This window comes from Lacibacter sp. H407 (genome assembly GCF_037892605.1).
Taxonomy (GTDB): domain Bacteria; phylum Bacteroidota; class Bacteroidia; order Chitinophagales; family Chitinophagaceae; genus Lacibacter.
The window spans coordinates 139,968-164,884 of the sequence record NZ_JBBKTU010000001.1; the positions used below are offsets into that span (position 1 = coordinate 139,968).

General features: G+C 40.8%; 24 protein-coding genes. 18 read left to right on the forward strand and 6 right to left on the reverse strand.

Annotated features, from left to right (window positions below; genetic code table 11):
* Nucleotides 1-62: 62 nt before the first annotated feature.
* The 3 genes from WG989_RS00620 to WG989_RS00630 are packed head-to-tail and all read right to left on the reverse strand — an operon-like array spanning nt 63 to nt 3,583.
* Nucleotides 63-1,136 (reverse strand): 4-hydroxyproline epimerase, encoded by a 1,074-nt coding sequence (locus WG989_RS00620; RefSeq protein ID WP_340426585.1) that lies wholly within the window; start codon nt 1,134-1,136, stop codon nt 63-65.
* A gap of 45 nt (nt 1,137-1,181) precedes the next feature.
* On the reverse strand, nt 1,182-2,669 hold the full coding sequence (locus WG989_RS00625; RefSeq protein WP_340426586.1) for an aldehyde dehydrogenase (NADP(+)): 1,488 nt from the start codon (nt 2,667-2,669) through the stop codon (nt 1,182-1,184).
* A 17-nt stretch (nt 2,670-2,686) separates the two neighbouring features.
* Nucleotides 2,687-3,583, reverse strand: coding sequence for a dihydrodipicolinate synthase family protein (locus tag WG989_RS00630; RefSeq protein ID WP_340426587.1), 897 nt, complete (start codon nt 3,581-3,583; stop codon nt 2,687-2,689).
* A 125-nt stretch (nt 3,584-3,708) separates the two neighbouring features.
* On the opposite strand from WG989_RS00630, the gene WG989_RS00635 reads away from it, so the two are divergent.
* From WG989_RS00635 to WG989_RS00695, 13 genes are all read left to right on the forward strand, one after another.
* Nucleotides 3,709-4,587, forward strand: a complete 879-nt coding sequence (locus WG989_RS00635; protein ID WP_340426588.1) for an AraC family transcriptional regulator — start codon at nt 3,709-3,711, stop codon at nt 4,585-4,587.
* Nucleotides 4,588-4,624: 37 nt separating this feature from the next.
* A complete protein-coding gene (locus WG989_RS00640) occupies nt 4,625-5,905 on the forward strand; it encodes a sterol desaturase family protein (RefSeq protein ID WP_340426589.1) in 1,281 nt (426 codons plus the stop codon).
* Nucleotides 5,906-6,491: 586 nt separating this feature from the next.
* Nucleotides 6,492-6,953 (forward strand): IS200/IS605 family transposase, encoded by a 462-nt coding sequence (gene tnpA, locus WG989_RS00645; protein ID WP_340426590.1) that lies wholly within the window; start codon nt 6,492-6,494, stop codon nt 6,951-6,953.
* An 18-nt stretch (nt 6,954-6,971) separates the two neighbouring features.
* A complete protein-coding gene (locus WG989_RS00650) occupies nt 6,972-7,595 on the forward strand; it encodes a DUF4240 domain-containing protein (RefSeq protein ID WP_340426591.1) in 624 nt (207 codons plus the stop codon).
* Between the two features lie 110 nt (nt 7,596-7,705).
* Nucleotides 7,706-8,266 (forward strand): RNA polymerase sigma factor, encoded by a 561-nt coding sequence (locus tag WG989_RS00655; RefSeq protein WP_340426593.1) that lies wholly within the window; start codon nt 7,706-7,708, stop codon nt 8,264-8,266.
* Complete coding sequence (locus WG989_RS00660; protein ID WP_340426594.1) at nt 8,256-8,840, forward strand: hypothetical protein; 585 nt, start codon at nt 8,256-8,258, stop codon at nt 8,838-8,840. The genes WG989_RS00655 and WG989_RS00660 overlap by 11 nt, the downstream gene beginning before the upstream one ends.
* A gap of 44 nt (nt 8,841-8,884) precedes the next feature.
* Nucleotides 8,885-9,889 (forward strand): DUF4097 family beta strand repeat-containing protein, encoded by a 1,005-nt coding sequence (locus tag WG989_RS00665; RefSeq protein WP_340426595.1) that lies wholly within the window; start codon nt 8,885-8,887, stop codon nt 9,887-9,889.
* Nucleotides 9,890-10,119: 230 nt separating this feature from the next.
* Nucleotides 10,120-11,244: a serine hydrolase domain-containing protein gene (locus WG989_RS00670; RefSeq protein ID WP_340426596.1), complete on the forward strand. Its 1,125-nt coding sequence runs from the start codon at nt 10,120-10,122 to the stop codon at nt 11,242-11,244.
* A gap of 110 nt (nt 11,245-11,354) precedes the next feature.
* Nucleotides 11,355-14,975, forward strand: a complete 3,621-nt coding sequence (locus WG989_RS00675; protein ID WP_340426597.1) for a two-component regulator propeller domain-containing protein — start codon at nt 11,355-11,357, stop codon at nt 14,973-14,975.
* Nucleotides 14,972-15,718 (forward strand): LytR/AlgR family response regulator transcription factor, encoded by a 747-nt coding sequence (locus tag WG989_RS00680; protein WP_340426598.1) that lies wholly within the window; start codon nt 14,972-14,974, stop codon nt 15,716-15,718. Before WG989_RS00675 ends, WG989_RS00680 begins: the two co-directional genes overlap by 4 nt.
* Nucleotides 15,719-15,784: 66 nt before the next feature.
* Nucleotides 15,785-16,339, forward strand: coding sequence for an RNA polymerase sigma factor (locus WG989_RS00685; RefSeq protein ID WP_340426600.1), 555 nt, complete (start codon nt 15,785-15,787; stop codon nt 16,337-16,339).
* Between the two features lie 37 nt (nt 16,340-16,376).
* Nucleotides 16,377-16,679: a hypothetical protein gene (locus tag WG989_RS00690; RefSeq protein WP_340426602.1), complete on the forward strand. Its 303-nt coding sequence runs from the start codon at nt 16,377-16,379 to the stop codon at nt 16,677-16,679.
* A gap of 10 nt (nt 16,680-16,689) precedes the next feature.
* On the forward strand, nt 16,690-17,190 hold the full coding sequence (locus WG989_RS00695) for a Spy/CpxP family protein refolding chaperone (protein WP_340426604.1): 501 nt from the start codon (nt 16,690-16,692) through the stop codon (nt 17,188-17,190).
* Nucleotides 17,191-17,299: 109 nt separating this feature from the next.
* Here the strand turns inward: WG989_RS00695 and rimO are convergent, their stop codons facing one another.
* Entirely contained in the window at nt 17,300-18,607 is a 1,308-nt protein-coding gene (gene rimO / locus WG989_RS00700; protein ID WP_340426605.1) for a 30S ribosomal protein S12 methylthiotransferase RimO, read from the reverse strand.
* Between the two features lie 107 nt (nt 18,608-18,714).
* Between rimO and WG989_RS00705 the strand changes: the two genes are divergently transcribed.
* From WG989_RS00705 to WG989_RS00715, 3 genes are all read left to right on the forward strand, one after another.
* The gene (locus tag WG989_RS00705) at nt 18,715-19,203 is read left to right on the forward strand and encodes a hypothetical protein (RefSeq protein ID WP_340426606.1); all 489 of its coding nucleotides are present in this window, start codon (nt 18,715-18,717) and stop codon (nt 19,201-19,203) included.
* Nucleotides 19,204-19,516: 313 nt separating this feature from the next.
* The gene (locus tag WG989_RS00710; protein WP_340426608.1) at nt 19,517-21,184 is read left to right on the forward strand and encodes a DNA polymerase/3'-5' exonuclease PolX; all 1,668 of its coding nucleotides are present in this window, start codon (nt 19,517-19,519) and stop codon (nt 21,182-21,184) included.
* A gap of 132 nt (nt 21,185-21,316) precedes the next feature.
* Nucleotides 21,317-21,610 (forward strand): hypothetical protein, encoded by a 294-nt coding sequence (locus WG989_RS00715; RefSeq protein WP_340426609.1) that lies wholly within the window; start codon nt 21,317-21,319, stop codon nt 21,608-21,610.
* Between the two features lie 143 nt (nt 21,611-21,753).
* On the opposite strand, the gene WG989_RS00720 is transcribed toward WG989_RS00715, so the two are convergent.
* Both WG989_RS00720 and WG989_RS00725 read right to left on the reverse strand, forming a co-directional pair.
* Nucleotides 21,754-22,287 carry a hypothetical protein gene (locus tag WG989_RS00720; RefSeq protein WP_340426610.1) on the reverse strand — a complete coding sequence of 178 codons (534 nt, stop codon included), beginning with the start codon at nt 22,285-22,287 and terminating at the stop codon, nt 21,754-21,756.
* A gap of 244 nt (nt 22,288-22,531) precedes the next feature.
* Entirely contained in the window at nt 22,532-22,975 is a 444-nt protein-coding gene (locus WG989_RS00725) for a hypothetical protein (protein WP_340426611.1), read from the reverse strand.
* Nucleotides 22,976-23,498: 523 nt separating this feature from the next.
* Here WG989_RS00725 and WG989_RS00730 point away from each other — a divergent pair.
* Both WG989_RS00730 and WG989_RS00735 read left to right on the forward strand, forming a co-directional pair.
* The gene (locus tag WG989_RS00730) at nt 23,499-23,888 is read left to right on the forward strand and encodes a helix-turn-helix domain-containing protein (protein ID WP_340426612.1); all 390 of its coding nucleotides are present in this window, start codon (nt 23,499-23,501) and stop codon (nt 23,886-23,888) included.
* A gap of 132 nt (nt 23,889-24,020) precedes the next feature.
* On the forward strand, nt 24,021-24,401 hold the full coding sequence (locus WG989_RS00735) for a hypothetical protein (RefSeq protein WP_340426613.1): 381 nt from the start codon (nt 24,021-24,023) through the stop codon (nt 24,399-24,401).
* Nucleotides 24,402-24,917: the final 516 nt, after the last annotated feature.

A 24,917-nucleotide genomic window follows, 5' to 3' on the forward strand; every position in this document is an offset into this window, starting at 1 on the left:
ATGCGAAAACTCTGCTTTCCTGATTCTATCCTGCTCATCCCATAAATCCTATAAATCATGGTTCAGATAACCTGGAAGCCATAAGCATACGGATCATCGTCTTTATCAATGCTGATGGTATTGTAACCATAGATCTTTGCCCAACCTTCAATACCGGGCCTGATAGCTTTCATACCATTCACTTCTAACTCTTCTTCAATGGTACCAATGAACTTACTGCCAATAATACTTTCGTGAATAAACTGATCGCCTTTTTTCAACTTCCCTTTTGCATACCATTGCGCCATGCGTGCAGAGGTGCCGGTACCACATGGACTACGGTCAATTGCTTTATCACCATAGAATACTGCATTGCGTGCAGTAGATGTGGGATCGATCACAGAACCCGCCCATAAAATATGACTGCAGCCATTGATCGTTGCATCCTGTGGATGAACGAATGTATATTTTGCATTGATATTCTTCCGCAATTCTCTTGCCCATGCAATTAATTTATCAGCAGCATAATGTTCAAGACCTTTAAAATTTTTCTGCACATCCACAATGGCATAAAAATTTCCACCATACGAAACATCTACAACCAACTCACCCAACTCAGGACATTCAACGGTTAATTCTGTTGAGTGTAAATAGGCAGGTACATTGGTGAGCTTTACACTTTTTACCTTGGCCTGAAGGCCAAGGCCAGTCATTTTGTATTCGATCATTACTAACCCAGCCGGTGCTTCCATACGAATAACACCCGGTGTTTTCGGAACGATCAAACCTTCTTCCACTGCAATGGTAATGGTACCGATTGTTCCATGGCCGCACATCGGCAAACAACCACTTGTTTCAATGAACAATACGGCTACATCATTCTGCGGATCATGTGGTGGATAGAGAATACTTCCACTCATCATATCATGACCTCTTGGTTCAAACATTAATCCTTTGCGTATCCAATCATACTCTTTTAAAAAGTGCTGACGTTTTTCACTCATCGTATTTCCCTGCAATGCAGGACCACCTTCAGCGACTAAACGAACCGGGTTGCCGCAGGTATGTGCATCCACACAATGAAATACCCAACCACCAAAACGATAGAGTTCACTATTGGGATATTTCTTTATGATGGGTTGATCGATTCGGCTCATGATTTATCAATTCTTCGTTCAATATGTATTGAAACTTTATAAACTTTACTGAACAACATTTTTCGTCAGTTCGCTATTCACTCTTCTCCAAATCCCTAATGGATTTTCATTCTTCAATTCATCGGGTAATAATTCATTCTCCCAGTTTTGTAAAGAGATCGGTCGTGCAAAACGTTTAATGCCATCGGCACCAACACTTGTAAAACGACTATCGGTTGTTGAAGGAAACGGACCGCCATGGTGCATACTCAAACAAACTTCTACACCGGTTGGCACACCATTCAAAATAAAACGTCCGCAAATATTTTTAACGGCTTCTATCAATTCTTCATTCTTCTTCAACTCATTTGTTGTTGCCATGAGTGTAGCCGTCAACTGTCCTTCCAGTTGTTGTGCAACAGCCAGCATCTCTGCTTCATCTTTACAACGGATAATGAGTGAATACGGACCAAACACTTCTTGGTGCAACAACGGATTGTTTAAAAATGTTTCTGCACTTGCAGTTGCAACAGTTGGCAAACCTTCATCTTCTTTCACAGCTGTTTCACTTTCTGCAACCAGGTGTACATCATCCTGCAACAATGCATTTCCTTTCTTCTCTTTGTATGCTTTTACAATACCTGCATGCAACATAGCAGCAGGTTGTGTTTTTTGTATTGCTTTCCCCAGATCATGCGTAAAGGTTTTCAACGCTTCACTTTCAATTGCAATGATCAAACCGGGATTGGTGCAAAACTGTCCCACACCTAACGTAATTGAACCTGCATAGGCTGTTGCAATACCTGCTGCATCACTTGCCAATTTCTCCGGTAATAAAAACACAGGATTCACGCTGCCCATTTCTGCAAATACCGGAATCGGTTCTTTACGTTGATTGGCCCAATCGAATAATTGTTTACCTCCACCATAAGAACCGGTGAAGCCAACTGCTTTTGTATGCGGATGTGTAACCAATGCTTTTCCTGTTTCAAACCCTGCACCATATACATGCGTAAATACACCCAATGGTAAATTATTAAATGCAGCTGCTTTAAAAATTGCATCTGCTACTATGTGCGATGTTTCGGGATGTGCAGGATGTGCTTTCACAATAACAGGACAACCCGCAGCCAATGCACATGCTGTATCACCACCTGCTGTTGAATACGCAAATGGAAAATTGCTTGAGCCAAACACTACAACGGGCCCCATTGGTATCAGCATTTTTCTGATATCTGGTTTTGCCGGCACTTTATCAGGAATAGCTGTGTCAATACTTGCTTCAAGCCATTCGCCACGTTCGCATGCATCGGCATAACTGTTCAATTGAAAAATAGTACGGCCACGTTCACCTCTTAATCTTGCTTCCGGTAAATTCGTTTCACGCATGGCAGTCTGAATGAGTGTATCGCCACAATTCTCCAACTCAATGGCAATGGAACGCAAAAAGGCTGCACGTTCTTTCAAACTTTTTTTACGATAGATATGAAACGCTTTCCATGCTTCCTGCATGTAAGCATCAATTTCATGTAACGGCGTATCTGCTAAATTCATGTTTGTTGTTTGATGGATTATAAAACCGGTCGTGCTGCGAGTCCATCGTTAATAATTTTTAAAATACGATCCCGTTCGCCGCCCTGTAAAGTTAAGCGTGGGGCACGAACATATTCGCTTCCAATTCCTGCTTGTGTGGCAGCGAGTTTAATATACTGCACGAGCTTGGGATGAATATCCAGTTCAAGCAATGGCATGAACCAACGATAGATGGCTGCTGCTTCGGCGATCTTACCTGTCTTTACCAAATTATAAATGGTTACGGTTTCTTTTGGGAAGCCGCAAACCAAACCTGCCACCCAGCCATCGGCTCCCAAACACAATTCTTCCACTGCCAATGTATCAACACCACAAAGAATTTTTAAACGTGTACCAAAACGATTGATCAATCGAGTAACATTGGTTACATCTCTTGTGCTTTCTTTCACAGCGGTGATGTTGCTGCACTCGATCAGTTCTTCAAACATGTCAAGCGTAACATCAATCTTATAATCAACCGGGTTGTTATAGATCATGATCGGCAGGTCGGTTGACTTTGCAATGGTTTTAAAATATTCCACTGTTTCCCTGTCATCACTTTTGTATCGCATGGGTGGTAACAACATCAATCCTGCTGCTCCCCATGCTTTTGCATTGGCTGCCTGTTGCACTGCATCTTTCGTTGTGCTCTCTGCAATATTCATGATCACCGGAATTCTTCCGTTTAGGAATTTGATCGCATGTTTAATGAGCAATTCTTTTTCTTCAGCAGTAATGGTGCTGGCTTCGCCAAGTGAACCTCCAATGATCACACCATGCACGCCTGCGTCAAGTTGTGCCTGTAGATTCTTTTCAAACATTTGCAGATCAACTTCATCATTAGCGGTAAACGGTGTAAGTAAAGCGGGAAATACTCCTTTCCATTCAAATGACATAGTATAAAATTTTAAACGAAAGTAACCGATGCCTGAATGAAAACAGAGGCGGTTCTTAACGGATTCTTTACCGATATTAACTCGATATACTTGTATTTTTACAAAACAGGATAATATTTGCTAAAATGAAGGTTGTACAGTTTACTATACCGGTGGCAGGTGACAGTTCCATTGTGGTGCAGCACGAAGTGTTGCCGCATTTTTATGTACACCTGCACAGGCATCAGGAAATTCAGATCACCTGGATCAAAGAAGGAACAGGTACATTGGTCGCCGGTAATTACATGCAACCATTCTTGCCTGGTGATATTTATATACTCGGCGCCAATCAACCGCACCTGTTTAAAAGCGATCCTGTTTACTTTGATAAACGCAAGAAGAAAAAGGTAGAAGCACTGTCACTTTTCTTTAATCCTGCACAATTTTATGAAACTGTACTTGCATTGCCAGAAACAAAACCAATACGTCGCTTCATTGAACAGACAAACTCCGGGTTAAAAATTGCTGCTGCAGCAATCAAAAAGATTCTTGTGGAAATGCAACAGGTGCAGCAGGCAAAACAAGCGTATCGACTTTCCTATTTCATTCAGCTGTTGCAAACACTCAGCAACAGCAGAGGCAATCGGGTCCTTTCATCGGCATCAACTATTTACAGTATTTCCGATACCGAAGGCTTGCGTATGAATGATGTATATCGGTACACCATGGAACATTATACGGAGCACATCAGCCTTGAACAGATCGCTGCAGTTGCACATTTAACGGTGCAGGCTTTTTGTCGCTACTTTAAAAAACACACCCGCAAAACCTATATCAGTTTCCTGAACGAAATACGTATTAACGAAGCCTGCAAAAAAATGACAGGCAATACAGCAGTTGCTATTTCATCTGTAGCGTATGAATGTGGCTTCAGCAGTGCGGTAAGTTTTAACCGGGTGTTTAAACAGGTGACTGGTGTTTCTCCTTCCCGATACATGGCCGATTACCGGGAGCAGGTAAACTGACGGCCTTTCCGTATTTTCGCAGTAAGATTGTTTGCACATGGAAACCTACGGTAAAATTTTACTCATCGCCATGCCGGCTTTTCTATTGCTGGTGCTTGCCGAAGCCTGGTATGGTGTTTGGAAAGGAAAACAAACTGTCCGCAACCTGGATATGATCTCCAGTCTCAGCAGTGGCATTACCAATGTTACAAAAGATGTGTTGGGTTTAAGTATTGCCATTATCGGTTATGGTTGGCTGGCAGATAAATTAGCGATCGTACATATTGAGAATACCATTCTTACTTACATCATTGCGTTTATAGCGCTCGACTTTGCCGGTTATTGGGTGCATCGTCTCGATCATGAATATAATTTTTTCTGGAATGCACATATCATTCATCACAGCAGTGAAGATTTTAATCTGGCTTGCGCCTTGCGACAAAGTATCTCTGTTGTGTTCCGTCTCTTCACCATCTTTTTATTACCGGCTGCGTTGCTGGGTGTGCCAACTATGGTGATTGCTGTTGTTGCTCCACTGCATTTGTTTGCTCAGTTCTGGTATCATACACAACACATCAACAAGATGGGATTTCTGGAGAAGATCATTGTTACTCCTTCGCATCATCGTGTGCATCACGCTATCAATCCTGAGTATTTAGATAAGAACTATGGACAGATATTCATCATCTGGGATAAACTCTTTGGGACGTATCAGGAAGAACTCCCTGACAAAAAACCTGTTTATGGTATTACAAGGCCGGTGCAAACATGGAACCCGATCAAAATAAATTTCATGCATTTGGGTTTGTTGATTAAAGATGCATGGCTAACTAAAAGCTGGAACGATAAATTCCGCATTTGGATGATGCCAACGGGTTGGCGGCCAGCAGATGTTGCAGAGAAATATCCGGTACACAAGATCAACGATGTGTACAACATGCAGAAGTACGATACCAAAGCTTCCACTTCATTACATGTATGGAGTTGGGTGCAGATCACCATGGCGTTGTTATTCATCAGTTATCTGTTTGGCAATATTGCATCCATCAACGCATTGAACGCTTATTATATTTATATCTACGGCTTTTTCATCTTCCTAAGCGTTTATGCCTACACCGATCTGATGGATCGTAACAAATACGCCATCGTGTGGGAGATCATCAAGAACAGTTTCGGCATTGCTATCATTTTACAAACCGGCGATTGGTTTGGCGCCGCAGCACTTAGCCCTGTACTTAAGTATATCATTGGCGCTTACTTTCTGCTCTCCACAATCGTTACGCTTTGGTTTGTGATGAAGCATGCAAAGGAAGATCAGCAGGTTATGATGGTGGCGTGATTTTTTAGATACCAGCAATAGTTTTTCATAGCATCGCCTGTTGCGTCGCAATCCGTTTATCGTTCGCTAATTCTATTCATCTTACCAGGCGTTCCTACGGAACGCAAATACAACTCATTCACCATTCTACCCAGCAAATGTTCCTACGGAACATAGACTCTGTTACCCAAACATCCTCTCTTTCTAACATAATATAAACGACACTTCGACTTGTCCCGTAGGGACATCTCGTAGGTAGAATAAATGCCCGGATAGGTTTTCCGTTCCGTAGGAACGGCTGGTGGATTCTTATAATTATTCAAACCCATTGAAACATCACCAAGCGTTCCTAGCGGAACGCAAATCTAAATTCACATCTCTACCCGGCAAATTTTCCTACGGAACATAAAATCCGCATACCAAACATTTCTTCCTTGTCCTCTACCTTAATGCAACAAAACATCGACTTGTCCCGTAGGGATATCTCATGGGTAGAACATAGGTGCGGAAGAATTTACCGTTCCGTAGGAGCGGTTGGCGCTCCAATCCTATCATATCAGCTATTGCAATTTCAACTGGCAATATCTAAATTCACAAAAACACAACTATGCCAAATACCTACACCCAAATTCATTTACAATTTGTATTTGCTGTAAAATATCGAAAAGCACTCATTCTCCCCAATTGGAAAGAACGTCTTTACCAATATATCACGGGCATCATTCAACATAACGAACACAAAATGCTGCAGATAAACGGTATGCCTGATCATGTTCATCTCTTTATTGGCATGCGACCAACACAATCTGTTTCATCACTCATTCAAAATGTAAAAACAGAAAGTAGCAAATGGGTCAATGATAACAGACTGTGTTCATCTCCGTTTGCATGGCAGGAAGGTTATGGCGCTTTCTCTTACTCTAAAAGCCATGTACCCGATGTTATCCGTTATATTCAAAATCAGGAAATACATCATCAAAAAGAAAGCTTTCTCGATGAATACCTGAAATTGTTGAAAGCTTTTGAAATTGAATATGATGAAAAGTATATTTTTAAAGAACCGGAATAAAATCATTCATTCTCCATTATGAACATAACATTCGTAGCCATAAGCATATTTCTTTTACTACTCCTTATTCGTTTAATATTCAGAAAAGTCATCGACCTTCCAAACTATACTGGCCAGTTATTAACAAATAAATTTCCAGTAAGCAACTTAATGCCTGAAGAAGAGTTTTGGAAAATCATTGAAACAACCCGAAATGGTGCCAATAAAAATTACCCTGCACATTGTTCGCTACTCACAAATACATTATCTAAATTATCAAACGACGAAATCATTGGATTCAACCGAACATTTACCTTGCTAATGGCGAAATCTTATAGCTATAAACTTTGGGAAGCGGTCTATTCTTTAAACGGAGGTAGCTCTGACGATGCGTTTGAATATTTTCGCTCTTGGTTAATAGGTCAGGGGAGGAATAAGTTTTACTGGGCATTGAAATTCCCAAGGATTCTGTTTCTTATCGGTGTAAAAGAACTGGTCGAAAACTATGAAGGAATCGCAAATTGCGCATATCTAGCATATCAACAAAAAAACGACAGCGATATTGCCTTGGTCACTGATATTCCTTATTCAGATGGGGGAATAATGTTTAAGGAAACCGAAGCGTTCTTTAAATATCCCGAGCTTGCATTATTAGCATGGTAGACGTCCCACCACTCATCCTCTTTTTCCTCCTTCCATCTCTTCACCCAAAAATTCCTGCCCGGGCCGTGCAACAAAATCAATGAACTTTATACTTTCTATTATAAAAACCATTGAACCTGTCAACAATCATCCCATCAGCAGACGTATTGGTGCAGCAATGCCTCAACGGAGAAGTTTCGGCATACAGGGTCCTGTATGACCGCTACTCAAAGGCCATGTACAATACAGCGCTGCGGATATTGAACCGGGCCGATGATGCAGAAGATATTCTGCAGGAAGCATTCACCGATGCATTTCAGCAACTGAAGTCGTTTGAAGGCAGGTCAACTTTTGGTGCATGGTTACGACAGATCGTGGTGTATAAAAGCATTGCACATCTTAAAAAACAAAAACTGCATGTGAATGGGTTGGAAACGGATGCAGAAAATATTGCTGATGAATCGCTAGTTGAAGAAGATGAAGTTTGGTACACGGTTGACAGTATTAAACAAGCCATGCAAAAATTACCCGATGGCTACCGCACTGTGTTAACGCTTCATTTAATTGAAGGGTTCGAACAGGAAGAAGTGGCGGAGATGATGAAAGTGGCACATTCAACCGTTCGCACACAATACATGCGGGCCAAACAAAAATTATTACAGCTGTTAAAACAAGAAGTATATGAGCAGTAACCTGGAAAAATTCGTGAACAGAAACCGAAGTGAGTTTGATACGGAGCACCCGGGTGCCGATGTATGGAGCAAGATCGAAAAAACGCTCCCCATCAAAAAAGAAGCAAAGGTTTTTTCACTGAAAGACATCTATAAATTTTCAGCAGCGGCCGCTGTGGTTTGTATTGTGCTGACATCAGTGTACTTCCTGTATGTCCATCAACAGAAAAATGAACTGGCAGCAACTGATCCAAAAGCAACAACCAATACTGCACAACTTACCGGCATTGCGCCAGAGTATGCAGCAGAAGCAAAGCAGGTTTTCAATGCTATCGAAACACGTCAGGAAGAATTGAAAGAAGCAACGGCTGATAATCCTGAATTATACAAACAGTTTTTAGATGATCTGCAATTACTCGACAGTACATATAACATGCTGCAAAAACAAGCAGCACACACACCCAATAAAGATGTGATCATGAAAGCTATGCTTCAGAATCTGCAACTGCAGGCAGAACTGTTGTATCGCCAGCTGATGATCACCAACGACATCAAGAAACAAACAAAACAAAACAATGAATTGCCGAATGGTTAGTGCCATTCAACTGATTCACTTTACATCATTAAAAAAGTATGAACATGAACCTTTCATTCAAAACCATTCTTGGTATGGCCCTGCTGTTTATTACAGTGCAGGCAACCGCTCAGCAAAAGGAAGAGAAAACAGAGAAAAAACGTTACGAGCATTTTAAGGAACGCACTATTTCTAAAACCTACTCAGCTTCAGGTAATACCCTGAATATCGATAACAGCTTCGGCAACGTAACTGTTACTACCTGGGACCGAAATGAAATTAAAGTGGAGATCCATATTGAAGCAAGTTCAACCGAAAAAGAATTAGCTGAGAAAATGTTTGAGAACATCGATGTTACTGAAAGTAAAGACGGCAATGAAATAAAATTCAAAACCACTACCAGTAAAAACAAGAACAGTAATTACAATTGTAAGAATTGTAAAAGCAGTATGAGTATTAACTATACTGTTCAGATACCTTCAAACAATACATTGAAAATTGAAAACTCGTTTGGTGCTATCAAATTACCCGACTACAACGGCAGCGTTTCACTCAGCAGTAAGTTTGGTTCATTAACCGCAGGTAACCTGCCTAAAACGGAAAAACTGGTAGTTGAATTTGGTAAAGCAACCTTGAAGAATGTAAACAACTCAACTTCTACATTCAAATTTTCAACTGTAACCATTGAAAATCTTACAGGCAGCAACAAGATCAATATGGAGTTTTGCAACAGCAGCCGCATCAATATCGACAATGATCTTACTTCCCTAACGCTGAATGAATCATACAGCACTGTCAATCTACGCCCTGCTTCAAATTTCTCTGCCACTTATACCATCAAAACAAGTTTTGGCTCAGTGGTAGACCGTACCAATGCCAACATCAAACGTACAGATACGCCTGATAAATATGGCCCGGATTCTAATCGTAGTTACGAAGGAAAATCAGGTTCCGGTTCATCGAAAATAGAAGTGAAGTCAAACTTTGGCCGCATCATTATTGGCGAAGCAACCGAAGCTGAAATGAAAGAGAAAGAAAAAACGAAAACAAAAAATAAACAAGTGATCTAAAACCTTTTTCTCATGTTGATTATTACTCCCTTTTGATTCTTCAAGAGGGACAAGTTTGGAAAAAACAGCTAACCTTATCATCGCTCCCCTTTTGCTTGCGCAAAAGGGGATTTTTTATTGTATTAACCGCTAACTCAAACACAACTGCCGCAAACTAACCGGTATACCTGTAATTGATTTTTGGCCATCTACTTTAGCAGTACCAAAAAAATAAACCAAAAATCAAAGACATGAAACAAACACTTATTCTTGCCAGTTTTATTCTCCTGCTAGTTGCTTGCCAAAAAAAAGAGCAAGGGATCAACAGCAATCAACCAAAATTTGATCTCGACAAATTTGAACAGAATATCAAAACTACTTATGGTCCGCAGGCCGTGGGTTATTCTTATACCATTGCAATTGGTGATAAGATCATGCGGTTTGGTGCAGCCGGTAAAGCCACCAGATCGGATGGAGATGTTCCTTACACCATTGAAACAAGACAAGAAATTTTCAGCGTTACAAAATTCATGACAGCAATTGCAGTATTTAAAATGCTGCAGATAAAAGGCATTTCGCCTGACGCCTATATCCATAATTATCTGCCTAATTCGTGGACCATACATCCCTCGTTGATGCAGATCAGCTTCCGCAGATTATTATCACACAACAGCGGTTTCGCAAAAAACGATCGTGACTATGCATCCTTAAAACAAATGATGAACATAGCGCAAATTGATACAACACGCACTTACAACAATGCAAACTTTGCCCTTTGTCGTATCCTCCTTCCTTACATGAAATATGGCAAAGGCTATTTTGCAGCGGCTGAAATGAATAATACACTGGAATCTGCAACGGCTTTGGAGTTCCGGGAAATTATGCGTGATCTTGTATTGCAACCATCGAACATTGCACATTGGGAAAAAATTGATTTTAAAAACTGGAACCACCAGGGATTGAATAACTATAATTACACCATGTTCTACCGTTGGAACAGCAACCTGGCACCTGTAACCAACAGCGATGACGTATTGATTGCCGGTTCACGAGGTTTGGTGATGAGCACCTATGAAATTGCACAGGTAATGATAGCCTTTGAAAACAATCAACTGGTGCCTGAACAAACAAAACAATTAATGAAAATAGCCGGTTGTGGTTTTGATGGAGTAAATGGTATTGGTGGAGCAAAAGGAAGATACTTCTGGAAAAACGGCGGTGGCCCCGGTGGTCCGGGTCCTGGTGGCGAATGTATCATTATGAGTTTTCCCAACAGTATATATGTGAGCATCAATTCAAATAGTAATGTGAGTGATGATATTCAACATGTGGCCAGTCCTTCGAAACTGGCAAAGGCTTACGATGATGCATGGTAATAAGAAGTTAAGTTGCTGACCTTGTTTCACCTTGTGTTTTTTTAGTTGTTGATCAGGCTCCGCTTAATGCGGAGTTTGGTTACAACGCTTTGAAAGAAAAAGAGTAATTTTTGATCCGTGAAACCAATTGTTCTATTCGTTTGATCAGAGTCATCCATATTGTCGTTCTACTGTTCATTGCATGTACTGCCCAAAAAGTAACTGCACAAGGCCCTGCATTTTATCACCTCAGCACAGCAGAAGGGTTGAGCGATAACAATGTGAATGATGTAAAGCGTGACAGAAATGGAATTCTTTGGATCGGCACATCAGAAGGGCTCAATAGTTTTGATGGCAACAGCATCAGCACATATTATAAATATGATCATCCAAAACTTGCAGGCAATGATGTGCTGCAAGTGATCTGTGACAATGAAAACCGCATCTGGTTACGAACAGCAACGAATTTTGTAACCATGCTTGATGAAAAGAGGAATTTTCATTCGTTCCCTATTGGCGATTCAACAGAAAATACATTTGCTGCTAATTACCTATTTACAAAAGTAAAAGGGCTTATTGTTAGAAAAGTAAACGGGCATTATGTTTATAACAAATCGACCCATCGTTTTGAAAAATGGAATACAGCGATCGATTCATTATTACCAGAAACAGTACGTTTTGTTGAGCCGTTTGATGAAAATAAATTCATGGTTTATGGTAACGGCCGTTTACTGCTGATCGATTATTCAACGCAGCAAAAATTAATGGAAATTAAACTACCCGGGGTGTTAATGGGTGCTGCACGAATCAATAATAACGAGATCCTTACCTATACACTTTCCGGAAGCGGTTTTTTCCGTATCAACATAAACACACAAACTGTAACGCATAGTTACACAAACCTGAAAGATCAAAACGGAAACGCATTGGCAAAAGACCTTCGAAATATCACCCGTATCAATGAGCAGCAGTTTGCAATCAGCACACGGTTCTCCGGCATGTATCTCATTGATCTGGAAAAAGAAAGTTTACAGCTGTTGAATCATGATCCATTGAATGACCGCAGTATTGGTGGCGATAATACAAGTTTATTACATTACGACAGCAGCGGCTATCTCTTTGTTACAACACGTACATCGGGTTTGCATTACCTGAACCTTAAACAACCACAGATTGCGTATCGTCCTTATTTTAAAGATGAAGCTGGTAATTTGTTTGATGGGTTTATTCAAACCATTGCTGCAAAAGAGGGATTGGTATGGCTGGGCACACAGGATCGGTTGATCCGAATAAACAGAACAACCAATCAAACATCCTTTATCAATTATTATTTGCCTGATGGAACGAATCTTAACAAAGAAGAAACAGTACGGGCATTGTATGCCGATGAGCAGGATCGTTTGTGGGTTGGAACTACACGCTATGGTATATTGCTTCTTAACAAAGACCAAAAAACAATTGCACATTTTGGCAGAAGGAAAGGCGCTACCGATTCACTCCCTTCAACCTGGACAAATGGATTTTGTGTAGATGCCACAGCTAATCTTTGGGTAGCAACCATGCGTGGCATTTGTAAGATCAATACCAATAACTTACAGATAACAAATTTTACAGCTCATCCTTTATTGAAAGAATTAAATGGTATCTATACAAATACGGTGTGGATCGATAGTAAACAACAACTATGGATCGGTACAAACCGTGGTGCATGGTGTTATAACGAGCAGAAACAAACGTTGAAACATTATACCGACAAACAAGGACTATCACACAACCGTGTTTTCTCGTTCAATGAAGATAATAAAGGCAATATTTATATTGGCACCATTGCAGGCTTAACCGTACTTGCACCAAACGGAACAACAACTGTGTACAACCGCAGCAAAGGATTACGCAATGATAAATGCGAAGGCATCTTAAAAGATGAAAATGGTTTTCTCTGGATCGGCAATCTCAATTGTTTGATCCGTTTTGATCCTGCTACCAATAATTATGCAGTGTATGAAGAAGGTTTAGGTTTTAGTCATGCAGGTTTTCGCATGCGTAGCTGTTTTAAAGCAGCAGATGGTGAAATGTTTTGGGGAAGTGATAAAGGACTAAATTCTTTTTATCCGCAGCAACTGAATACCATCTCTGTTCAGCTGCAACCATCGATCAATACATTGTACACGACAGATAGCAATTATCATTTTACAACAACAGATACCATTCGCTTTCCGTACAATACCTCATCCTTCCATTTCTATTTTTCATCCGGTGAATTAACAGGATCAAAAAAAATACAGTTCCTCTATAAGCTCGATGGCTATGATAACGATTGGAAAAAACCAATCGCTTACGGACAGGCTGTTTACAGCAAACTTCCACCAGGCAACTATCTCTTTCATGTAAAAGCATCACGAGATGGTATTAACTGGTTTGAAGCTGCACATCCTGTTCAACTCAACATCAGTAAACCCTGGTGGCAGCAAACCTGGTTCAGACTTACTTACATCGCTGCATTCTTTGCACTGCTGTATAGCATTTTTAATTTCCTGCAACGACGCAAAAGAGAAAAAGAAGTAAAGCAGATGATCGATTATTTCGCTCATTCAGGATTTGAACATTCATCCGTAGATGATATCCTTTGGGATATTGCCCGTAACTGTATCTCCCGTTTGGGTTTTGAAGATTGTGTAATCTATACAGTTAATGAAGATGAAAAAGTATTGTTGCAAAAAGCAGCGTACGGACCAAAAAGTCCGAAAGCATACGAGATCAAAAACCCCATCATCATTCCGTTCGGAAAAGGAATTGTGGGTGATGTGGCTGCAACAGGAAGAGCCAACATCATCAACGACACTTCAAAAGACAAACGATATATTGTTGATGATGAACAACGTTTTTCGGAAATAACAGTTCCCATCATTCACGAAGGCAAAGTAATTGCTGTGATCGATTCAGAACATCAACGCAAAAACTTTTTTACCAAACAACATCTTGAAGCATTGCAAACCATTGCTTCCCTCAGCTCAGCCAAAATTTCCCGTGCCATGGCTATGGATGCTATGAAGAAAACAAAACTGGAAGTGATGGAGCTGAATGTAAAAATGGCCGAATCAAAATTCATGAACCTGCGGTTACAGATGAACCCGCATTTTATGTTCAATGCATTAAGTTCCATTCAGCATTTAATTGTATCGCAGCAAACAACAAAAGCATACAAGTATCTCACTATCTTCTCCAACTTCCTACGTTCACTGCTCAACTATGCAGAAAAGAATTTTATTCCATTGGATGAAGAGTTGAAAGTGTTACAGATGTATGTAGAGTTAGAATCATTACGTTTTGATCAATCGTTCAGTTATGAAATTAATGTGGATGAAAATCTGAGCAATGATGAAGTGCTGGTGCCATCGCTCATGGTACAACCATTTGTAGAGAATGCCATCTGGCATGGTTTATTACACAAAGAAGGAGAAAAGAAACTAAAGATCGAATTTGTAAACCACAGCGATGATCACCTGACATGTACAATAGAAGATAATGGAGTTGGTCGAAGCAATGCTGCAGCCATACAGCAACAAAAGATCAGCAGTAAAATACATGAAAGCAAAGGCATTGGCATTATTGAAGAACGGTTGAAACTGTTGCAACAGAAAACCGGCAAACCTGCGCATGTGGAAATAAAAGACATGTTTGATGCGCAGCAACATGCAGTGGGCACCAAAGTAATTATTACGATTCCTTATTATAACCCGGAAGAAACATGATAAAAGCATTGATCGTTGATGATGAGCAATCGAGCATTGATCTGCTGCAATGGCTTATTGCACAGTATTGCCCTGATATTTCTGTGGTGCAGAGTGCACGCAGTGTAAAGGATGCATTGCCGCTCATTCATAACTTTCAACCCGATATTGTTTTTCTCGATATACAAATGCCGCATCAAAGCGGTTTCGATCTGCTCACTACGATTGATCAATGGAACTTTGAAGTGATCTTCACTACTGCCTTCAACGAATTTGCTATACAAGCCATCCGCTTCAGTGCATTGGATTATTTGCTGAAACCAATTGATGAAACAGAATTAAAAAAAGCAGTGGAACGTTTTAAAGCCAAACGCATTTATGCACCTGCTGGTCAGCAATTGTTCCGCAACTTCATCCAGAATATTTCGCAAGGGAAAAAAGAAAAATTCAAACTTGCCTTGGCCGATGCATCAGAAGTAAAATATGTTACACTCGATGAGATCATTCGATTACAAGCCGATAGCAACTACACGAAAGTTCATCTCACTCAAAACCGTGTATTTGTTTCGGCCAAAACATTAAAAGAGTATGATGAGATCTTGAAAGAGCAACATTTTCTCCGAACTCATAAATCACATCTCATCAACCCCACACATATTGAAAGCTACGATAAACAAGGTTGGTTAAAAATGAGTGATGGATCAGAAGTGGAAGTGGCCCGCAGGAAAAAAGAATACGTGCAGGAAGCGTTGAAAAACCTCTGACCGACCGGCACTTTTTTTCGTTCATTAAAGCATTCCTTCTTATCTTGATCGCCCACAGACAACCGCATGCTGCTATTCCAGGATAATGAACAGGCATTCAGGGACTTTATCACACAACACCAACCAAGGGTGTACAATGCTGCATTGAATATGCTGCAGAATGCGGAAGATGCGGAAGAAATTACACAGGATGTGTTTGTGGAAGCCTGGCACAAGGCCCATACATTTAAAGGCGAATCGCAGGTAAGCACCTGGCTCTACCGCATCACCATCAATAAATGTATCGACCTGATCCGGAGCAAAAAGCGGAAAAAGCGCTTTGCCTTTCTAACCCAGCTTTTTCACGACAGCGGCGAACCTATCAGCGATGCCAGCGATTTTGTGCATCCGGGCATTGTATCGGAGAACAAAGAGAAGGCTGCCACACTCTACAAAGCCATTGAACAACTACCTGAAACTCAGAAAATTGCCTTTTTATTAAGTGAAACCGGTGGATTGAGTTATGCCGAGATCAGCGAAATTACCGGCAGTTCCGTATCTTCCATTGAGTCGTTATTGTTCAGGGCACGGAAAAACTTACGACGCATTTTGGCCGATTATTACAAAAACATCAACCAATAGCAAGTTTTTTATTCTTTGACCGTCAAATAGTACAGAAATGAAAAAAGATCAAGAACAGTGGATCGATGAAATTATGGGCAGCCTGCGGCAAATGCAGCCGGCAGAAGGCAACCCCCATCTTCATACCCGTGTAATGGCCCGTTTGCAAAACCCCATTACCCGACAGCCCATCCAATTGAAATGGGTGTACGCTACTGTTACCGTTTTTATTTTTATGTTGGTGCTGAACGTGTTGGGCTGGAACGCTTCCACCACGAATGAAGATTCTATTTCAACCATTGGCATTGAAACAGTGATCAACGAATACGACCTCGAAAATAATTATACTTCTTTACCCTGACCGTTGAAACATGAATAAGACAAAGTTCCTTACAATCCTTGTACTGCTGTTGCTGGTATTAAATGCAGTTACACTTTTTTTCCTGCTCGGTAAAAAAGATGGAAGTAAAAACCGACCTGGTGGTGGCGGACGACCTTATTCTGAATACCTCACCAAGCAATTAAATTTAGACACAGTACAAGTTGCACAACTCAAAGACTTACGGGATAAACACAAACAGGAATTAGGCGAGCTGTGGAAAGAAGACAAACAGTTGCAGGAAGCAAAATTTGTATTGCTGAAAGAAGGTTCAACTGATAGTTTAAAACTTGATTCGATCCTTACGTTGATCGTGGCCAATAAGAAAAAATTTGAACTCGCATTTCACAATCATTTTTTACAGATACGTGCTTTATGCAGGCCCGAACAAGTAGAACTCTTCAATAAAACTCTGGACGAAATGAAGAAACGCCGTACACAAGGTTTTGGTGGAGATAAAAAAGGCCCACAACAATCAAAAGAGAAAAAATAAAAAAGTATTTCCTTCATTACATAAATAATCCCGATCGATATGATCGGGATTATTCTTTTTATAACGATTGCCTATTGGTTTTCCACTAACCACTACCGGCTTTCTTTCTTCACACAACTTCTCCTTCCAGATCGTAATCAAATGCCTTTGTAATTTTTACATTTACAAACTCACCGATCTTTAAACGCTTGTCTGTTTGAATGATCACTTCATTGTCTACTTCAACTGAATCAAATTCGGTGCGACCTAAATAACGACCTGCTTCTTTCTTATCAACAATTGTTTTAAACGTCTTACCAACTTTCTCCTGGTTGAGTTCAAACGAAATCTCCTGCTGCACGCCCATGATCTCCTGCGCACGACGTTCTTTTTCTTCTGCAGGTACATCATCAATTAAATCAAAACCACTGGTGCCTTCTTCATGACTGTAGGTGAAAATGCCCACACGGTCGAAACGTTGTTTTTGCAGGAAGAGTTTTGTTTCTTCAATATCATCCAATGTTTCACCGGGGAAGCCAGCGATCAAGGTTGTACGTAAACAAAGCCCCGGAACTTTTTCTCTTACTGCTGCAATCAATTCTTCTGTTTCAGTTCTGGTGATTTGTCTGCGCATTGCTTTCAGCATATTATCACTTGCATGTTGCAACGGCATATCGAGATAGTTGCAGATGTTCGGTCGTTCACGCATTACATCCAATACATCCAATGGAAATTTATGTGGGTATGCATAATGCAAACGGATCCATTCTAAACCTTTTACGTCTGCCAAACGATGCATTAAATCACCCAACATGCGTTTTTTGTAGAGGTCTAACCCGTAATATGTCAGTTCCTGTGCAATGAGCATAATTTCTTTTACACCTTTCTTTACCAAGCCTTCAGCTTCCTTCACAAGATCATCCATGCTCTTGCTCACATGCTGACCACGCATTAACGGAATAGCACAAAAGGAACAGGTGCGGTTGCAACCTTCACTGATCTTTAAATAAGCATAGTGCGATGGTGTGCTTAACAAACGCTCACCCACCAGCTCCGTTTTATAATCGGCTTCAAACTGTTTCAGGATCATGGGCAATTCCATGGTGCCATAAAATGCATCCACTTCAGGTATCTCGGCTTCAAGGTTATTTTTGTAACGTTCGCTCAGGCAGCCTGTTACAATCACTTTATCCAGTTTGCCACGGCGTTTCAGTTCCACCTGGTCTAGAATCGTATTGATGCTTTCTTCCTTCGCCTTATCAATAAAGCCGCAGGTATTTATAACAACGATGTTGTGATCTTTCTTACTGCTCTCGTGCACCACATCAATTTCATTGGCCAATAACTGGCCGCTCAGCACTTCGCTATCCACCATGTTCTTACTGCAGCCGAGGGTGATGATGTTGACCTTATCCTTCTTTAACGTCTTACTTTTCATGGCGGCAAAGGTAACAGATTCAGGCAGAAAGGAGGCCATTCAACACGATCTGTTAAAGTTTGGCATCATTTTTTCAATGGGGGTTGTACATCTAAAACTCACATTTTATGAAGAGATTAATTATGGCCATCATTGTGTTAACAGCATTTACACAAGGGGCAACAGCACAGGCAAAAGGAAGCAGCTACAAAACCGCTTTGGGTGTAAAATTTTATCCCGGTGGAGGTGTTACATTGAAGCATTTTGTAAAAAGCAATGCCGCCCTCGAAGGAATCGCTTATTTCTGGAGAGATGGCGTACGTATTACCGGCTTGTATGAATTTCATGGCAATATCAATGGAGCGCCGGGTTTAAAATGGTATGTTGGTCCGGGTGCCCACGTTGGTTTCTGGAATAACCGTTATTGGGACAGACGCTACCCGGGTTACAGAGGTGGTGCAGTAGTTGGTATTGATGGTGTATTGGGTCTTGATTACAAGTTCAATGGTGCGCCGATCAATATGTCGATCGACTGGCAGCCATCGTTTGAATTTGGTGATTACGGAGCCGGTTTCAGTGGCAACTGGGGTGGTTTTGCCATCCGCTACACATTCTAAACAGGTATTCCTGTGATGGGAGTAAAAGGATACTCTTAAACTTAAAAACCAAGTTTGAGTGTATCCTTTTTTCTATTTTAACTGCACTACTTTTATCCTGTTGGCAACCACCAACTACCCTATAAGAGAACCAATTTTATCCAATCCTGAAGAAAGCCGAACAACGGTATCTTATGAAGAACAACGGACGAACCTGTCCACCAATGTCCCTTGAGAAACTTCCGCATGGAAGTTTTTCTTTTTAGTACATCTCCCTCACTTTCGTTCATCTCATCTTCCTGTCTTCCGGACTTCTTCATGAAAAGTATTTTCTTTGTACAAAGAACTCCCCTTCATGCCCGATAATTACCAGATCGCCGATATGTTTTCGCTGTTGAGTAAACTCATGGATATTCATGGCGAAGACAGTTTTAAAGCAAAGACTTACGCTGCTGCAGCTTTTAATATTGAAAAACTACCGGTACAGCTGGCCGATGTTGATCCTGCCAAAATTTCTACCTACAAAGGCATTGGCGCCAGTACGTCCAAAAAAATACTGGAGATCTTACAAACGGGCGAACTGAAAGCTCTCACCGATATTATTGCACGCACGCCTCCCGGTGTAATTGAAATGCTTTCGATCAAAGGCATTGGCCCCAAGAAAATTTCCACCATCTGGAAAGAAATGGAAATTGAAAGTATTGGTGAATTATTATATGCCTGCGAAGAAAACCGTTTGTTACTCTTTAAAGGCTTTGGTGAAAAAACACAGGCCAATGTAAAAGAATCGATTGAGTTTTTTCTGAAGCACAAAGACATTCATTTGTATGCTGACGTGGAAGCCTACGCCATGGCTGTTGATAAAAACCTGCGAACTCATTTTACTGATTATCGTTTTGAACTAACGGGTGAGTTCAGACGACAGATGGAAATTATTCATCAGCTTGAATGGGTTACCACTACTCCATTGGCTGTATTATCGCCCATCTTTACCAATAATAATTTTGAAGTGAAGGAACAAAACGATTCCTTTCTTTCCGTTAAAGGACCGGAGAATATTGTATTGCAGTTTCATTTGGCAACGGCAGACAATTTCGGAACGAGATTATTTCAAACATCCGCTTCTGAAGAGTTCTTAGAAACATGGGGCACAGTAGCAACGGTGGCAGAAGAGCAATTATTGTTTGAAGAAAAAGGCGTGGCTTTTATTCCTTCCTGTTTGCGTGAAGAATTGCTGACCGGTGGTATTCCTGATCTTGTACAAGCTTCATCTATTAAAGGGATTATTCACAGTCATAGTAACTGGAGCGATGGTGGCGAAACCATTGAAACCATGGCACGTCATGCACAGGAAAAAGGGTTTGAGTATTTAGTGATCAGCGATCACAGCAAGAGTGCCGGTTATGCCAACGGATTAAGTGTGGAGCGTATTGAAGCACAACACAAATACATTGATGAACTCAACGGCAAACTCAACGGCTTCCGCATTTTCAAAAGTATTGAAGCTGATATATTGGGTGACGGATCACTGGATTATGATGATGATACGCTTGCCACATTTGATCTGGTGATCGCATCGGTACACAGTAATTTAAAAATGAATGAAGAGAAAGCGATGATGCGTGTAATGAATGCGATTGAAAATCCCTACACCACCATACTCGGTCACATGACGGGACGATTGTTATTGAGCCGTGCCGGTTATCCACTCGATCATAAAAAAATTATTGATGCCTGTGTGGCCAACAGTGTGGTGATTGAACTGAACGCACATCCACGCCGACTGGATATTGACTGGCGCTGGATACCGTATGCGTTAGACAAAGGTGCTCTCCTTTCCATTAACCCCGATGCACATGAACTGAGTGGCTATAACGATGTGAAGTATGGTACCCTCGCCGCACAAAAAGGAAGACTAACGGCCAGCCGTAACCTCAGCAGCTTTTCGTTGCGGGAGTTTGAAGAATACATTATGGATGTGCGGATGGAGAAAGGGATATAGCTCCCTGCCATTAAACAGGGCGAAAACTGCCCTTTGCGTGGGCGTATTGTGCCTTAATGAGCGAAGGATGAGCGAAGGATGGTTGCATTTGCCTGGCTTTTTGTTTATCTTGTTTAGATAATACCTACCCCTATGGCACGTATCCGGCAACACTCTCTTTTGAAAGGCCTGCAAGGCCAGATCGGTAAGCAGCTTGTTTTTAAGCAATACGGTTCAAAAACCGTAGTGAGCCGCTACCCTGATATGAGCAATGTAAAGCCAAGTTTATTACAATTAGAAAACCAAACCCGTTTTGGGAAGGCGGTTGCCTATGCAAAAGCTATTAACAACGATCCCGTGTTGAGGGCGGCGTATGCGAAACAGTTGAAGAAGGGGAAAAAGGTTTATCAAACGGCGTTGCAGGAATATTTGAAGAATAACCCTTGAAAGCGGCGCTTACGCAAGCTTTTGTTTATTACTGATTTACATAGATGTGGGGCCACAGATGGACGCAAATGAACACAGATGTACTTGGCCACGAATAGCACGAATTTACACGAATGGTGAATTGTAAATCGGCCCTTTTTTTACTACTCATCATTGAGTTTACTCTCGTTTTTGTTGACTAAAGCGTTCCCACATGCATTATCAGTGTGGCCGGGGAAGGCGGTGAGGATGTTGCCGCTGGCGGTAGTGATGACGGTGATGTGGGTAGCGGGGAGGCCGTTTCGATCGAAGCCGATGTGTTGATTGGTTTGGAGTGTGCGTTGGAAGGTTGCTTTGCCGGCAACGGGTGCGACGGGCATGGGCTGTGCTTCTTTGATGAAGTGCAGGATTTCATTAAGTGAGATGTGGAATTTTCCTGCGTCGGGATGGCGGGGTATTTTGTAGTAATGCCGTTCTAAAATATGGGCCAGCGCTGTTACGCTCAGGTAGTAGGTGCTGGAACGAAATTTTCGCTTACAGAGCACCGGTATACTGTTGTAGGTTTCGTGGCAGAGTTCGTCGAGCCAGGCTTGGGTGTCGGCGAGGGTGAAGATGAGTTTGATGAAGTGGGGTTCGTTGAACATGGGGAGTGGTGAGTTGTGAGTGGGTTGGCGTGGTGCACTGTTCTTTTGCTTCATGTTTTTTGATGGAATTGTGCAAGCACAATTTCTTTTTCTGTCACTTTTTGCTTGTCCAAAAAGTAACCAAAAAGGACCCCGAAAACCAATATACAGCCTGGTTTTCGGATAACGCCTTGATGTACTTTAGCACTACTGTAGTTAATTACTTTGCTGCCAGCTTGAACATCCTATGTGCAACAGTTATATTTCTATTTAGCCATATTGTTTTGCCCATTGCGTATCAGCTATTGCCTATTGCCTTTTAATTTCGTCGGCGGGGATGGCGGTGCCATTTTTTGTACCACCAGTTGAAATAGTTGTGGCGCCAATGGGCATGGGCGGTCATGAATTTTGGTTTGGTATTGTTGGGCCAGAGCATGTTGATGGCTTTTAGCTCGTTCATCATTTGGCGGATGTTTTCTTCTGTGTAATATTCTTGTCCGTAGTGCATGGCGATGATATAGTCTTGCAGGTGTTGCCTTGCCTGTTCTTTGCCTTCTCCTTCAAAACTGCTGTAGCTGCAATTTTCCATGAACCAATGGAGCATGTCGTTGGGTGTGGTGTCTAAAAGTTTGCAGAGCAGGAGAAAGCCGTAGGGTATTTGGAAACGAAATTCCTGTCGGCGGCTGTAGTGTTCGGTTTGCCATTTTAGTTCGGGCTTTGGCAATTTTCGGGGAAGCTTCGGTGTATCCTTGGTGATAAGCATTTCTATATTTTTAATTTTTAAGTGATGAATTGTGCAGGCACAATTTGAGTTCTTGTCACTTTTTGTTTGCCCAAAAAGTAACCAAAAAGGGCCCCGAAAACCAATGTACAGCCTGGTTTTCGGTAAAAGCCTTGATCGAGTTTGGTACTGCTGTAGTGAATTGCTGCTGTACTTTCATGAACATCTCATGTGCAGCATTCTGGTTGTCTGATACAGATTGATTGTTCATAGAGTTGGTAGCCGGTAGTTGATAGCCTGTAGTCAAGAGGACAGAGCCGTAGTGATAACAGGGACACACAAAAGAAAAAGGTTTTTCGATAGAAATTGGTTGTGTTACAGGTACCCGGCGGTTTCTGGTATAAAGTAACGAAGGCGGGAAGCGGTAACCTACCTGTGTTGTTTGTATTTTACAATGATATGGTTGTATGTTACATTTTGTGAGCTCCAGGTTACGGGTTATGGGTTATGAGTTACGGGTAGAAATACCGTTTTATAAACAAACAGAAATAATTACTTTAGCGTTATGACAGAAAAGACCATACACGAAGGAAGGAATGTAAAACGCATCCGTGAAATATTGGGTATTAAGCAGGATGCTCTTGCCATGGAATTAGGATTGAGCCAACAGGCTGTGAGTGCATTGGAACAGAAGGAGGCGTTGGATAAGGATATGATTGAGAAGATTGCGAAAGTGATGAAGGTTACACCGGAATCAATTAAAACTTTTAGTGAAGAAAGCGTAGTAAATATTATATCAAATACGTTTACAAGTCATGACACTTCAACTATGAACGCTGTTAACTACTACCCTACTTTTAATGCTTTAGAAAAAATGATAGAATTATACGACGCATTACTCAAAAGCGAGCGTGAAAAAATTGTGTTGCTTGAGAGATTGTTGGAAAAGAGATAAAAAAGAAATAAAAGCCACTGTGTTACGGTGGCTTTTTTGTGAGAAAACAACACGACAATTTCATTAGTGTATTTCACTAGCAGCAAACTCAAAGCAACACTAATTAAAAAAACCAAAAAACCTTTCACATATATGAAAATTATACTGACAATTATAATAGCAATAATGCAAACCCTAATTGTCATTATTCCTTTAAAAGGCAAACTATCTGACAACACGTCTAAATTTACTAAGAACTTTACCAAACTAGGCTGGGTTCTTATTTCATGTTATATTGTGACAACTTTTTGTACAGTAATATTTTTTCTCGTTACTGATGCAGAAGAAGAGGAAAGCAAATCAAGCCTTTTTTCCCAACTACAAGAAAGAGATTCAATTCATCAACAAAGAATTATTGAAGCAGGCAAAAGTTATACTGAGCAATTAAATAGTAGCAATAAAAATACAATTGAAGCTTTAGCTAAATATGGTCTTAAGTATGACACGGCTCAAAAAACAATAGAAAAATCATAAGCGATTCTTCGAAAAAAAATATTACAATAATACAGGGTAACGACCCAATTTTTGGCCTTTGTAGTAACAATGGTATTAAGATTCAAGAAAGGCATGGCGATACATTAGATTTTATTTTTCGTATTGTTATAAACATTCTCCTGCAAATCTTACTGTTAGTTTATATACAGTTGGTGTACTCAATGGCCAATTTATTTTAATGGGAAAAATGAACGATTATTTCTCAAAGAAGAATGGTTTAGAAATTGATGGCATTTTTGAAGACCAAATCACCGTTATCAACCGGAGTAAATCTTCAAAATTATTTTTCTACATATCGGGCACTTTACTAAAAAAGGAAATGGAAATATCATTCCTATTGACGAAGTAAACGCCTATGATTTAGTAACAAATAAATACGGGTTCACTTCCGACAAGATTAAGGAAAATATAAAGGGTTTTATCAATACATCCAGATAATAAAAAAAAGAAACTTTTAATAAAAAACAAGCAATCACATAATCAGATACCAAGACT